Source organism: Streptomyces phyllanthi (assembly GCF_009377205.1).
GTDB lineage: Bacteria > Actinomycetota > Actinomycetes > Streptomycetales > Streptomycetaceae > Streptomyces > Streptomyces phyllanthi.
The window spans coordinates 1-1,701 of sequence record NZ_VJZE01000864.1 but is presented as its reverse complement, the minus strand read 5'-3'; the positions used below and the strand labels follow the sequence as shown (position 1 = coordinate 1,701).

The 1,701-nt window shown below is 74.7% G+C and carries 1 protein-coding gene and 1 pseudogene; one reads left to right on the top strand and one right to left on the bottom strand.

What is annotated here, in order from left to right; translation table 11 throughout:
- Positions 1 to 239 precede the first annotated feature (239 nt).
- Positions 240 to 1,046 (bottom strand): enoyl-CoA hydratase/isomerase family protein, encoded by an 807-nt coding sequence (locus FNH04_RS45705; protein WP_152792105.1) that lies wholly within the window; start codon positions 1,044 to 1,046, stop codon positions 240 to 242.
- A 215-nt stretch (positions 1,047 to 1,261) separates the two neighbouring features.
- On the opposite strand from FNH04_RS45705, the pseudogene FNH04_RS45700 reads away from it, so the two are divergent.
- Positions 1,262 to 1,701 (top strand): annotated as a pseudogene (locus FNH04_RS45700) (hypothetical protein); the annotation flags it as partial.

Sequence of the window (1,701 nt, the reverse complement as noted above, 5' to 3'; positions counted from 1 at the left end):
GGTGGGGGTCTACGGGCCGGGTGCTGCTCGGTGTCGGACGGGCGGGGGCCCAGCGGCCGGGTCACCTGGTGTCGGACGAGCGGGGCCCACCGGCCGGGGCCGTTCGGCATCGAACGATCCGGGACCTGCCCGCCGGGCCGCTCAGTGTCCAACGATCCGGGACCTGCCCGTCGGGCCGCTCGGTGTCCAACGATCCGGGACCTGCCCGTCGGGCCGCTCGGTGTCCAACGATCCGGCTTCTACTCGCCCGGCCACTCCGGCACGCGCTTCTCGTTGAACGCCGCCACACCCTCCGCCCGGTCCCCGGAGAAGGCGGTGGCCCGCCACGCCGCGTCCTCGACGTCGAGCCCCGTCCGCAGGTCGAGCCCGTGCCCGAGCCGGAGCGCGCGCTTGGCGGCCCGCAGGCCGACGGGTGAGTTGGCGGCCATCCGGGAGGCGAGCGCCAGCGCCTGCGTACGGTCCTGCCCCGCCTCCACCAGCTCGTCGACGAGCCCCAAGTCCCGCGCCTCCACAGCCTCCAGGCGCCGTGCGGTGAAGATCAGCTCGGCGGCGCGCGCGGCCCCGACCCTGCGCGGCAGCAACTGCGTACCGCCCCCGCCCGGAATCACGCCCACGGACACCTCGGGCAGTCCGACCACCGCCGTACGGTCGGCCACGATCACGTCGCACGACAGCGCCAGCTCGAACCCGCCGCCCAGCGCGAAGCCGTGCACGGCGGCGACAGTGGGCATCGGCAGCTCCAGGACGCCGGTGTACGCGGCACGGCTGAGGGGGCGCTGACGCAGGAGGTCGGCGTCGCTGAACGAGTTCCGCTCCTTCAGATCGGCGCCCACGCAGAAGGCGCGCTCGTGGGTGGAGGTCAGCACGGTCACGCGGACGTCCCGGTCGGCGGCGAGGGCGGCGCAGGCGCCGGCGATGGAGCGGGCCATGTCGGTGGAGACCGCGTTCATGGCCCCCGGCCGGTCGAGGACGAGCTCCGCGACGTACCCGTGCCGCCGCACGACGACGAACTCACCGAACCGCTGCCCGCCCTCTTGCTCCGCCATGACGCCCTCCCGATCAACGGTTAACGCGGGTTAACTCCCGACGCTCCCGATCATCGCAGCATCGCCCTGGCCGGGGGAAGTGCGGACGTGGTCAAGGCGGGCTGCTCCGTTCGAGTGACACGGCCCCCGACTCCGTCCGAGCGTTCCCCAGGCGCCCCTAACGTGCGCACCCACCGCGCATCGGGGGTGCGGGGCGCTTTCGGGGAGGAACGGCCATGACGCGTACGACGACCACGGCGACCATGACGAAGACGGTGCACAGGGCGCAGCCGGTTTCCCTCCCCGCCCGGGGGCGGCACCGCAAGCCGCGCCCCCGGCGGTTGCTGTTCGCGGTCGGAGGGTTCGCTCTGGCGGCGGGGGCGCTCGGGGTCGCGGGGCTGCTGCCCGAGCCGGTCGGCGGAGGCGGCGCGGGACAGACGGGGACGGAGCCGCGGGCCGCCGCCGACGGTGTTCAGGAGCGGCAGGGGCCGGGCAACGCGGCGGCGACCATGGAGGCCGTGCCACCTCGGAGGGATTCCTCGAACTCCGGCTCCGGCATCGGCTCCGCTTCGGGCGCGCGGCCCACCTCGGGCCCAACAGCCATGGAGTCCCCGTCGCCCGACAGCACGTCACCGGCTCTCATGGCAGCGGCGCGCCCTGCCGGTCCGATCGGTGC

What these genes read in the sequence shown, in the direction of transcription:
- FNH04_RS45705 (WP_152792105.1), bottom strand. Translation starts at nt 1,046, where the DNA reads ATGGCGGAGCAAGAGGGCGGGCAGCGGTTCGGTGAGTTCGTCGTCGTG.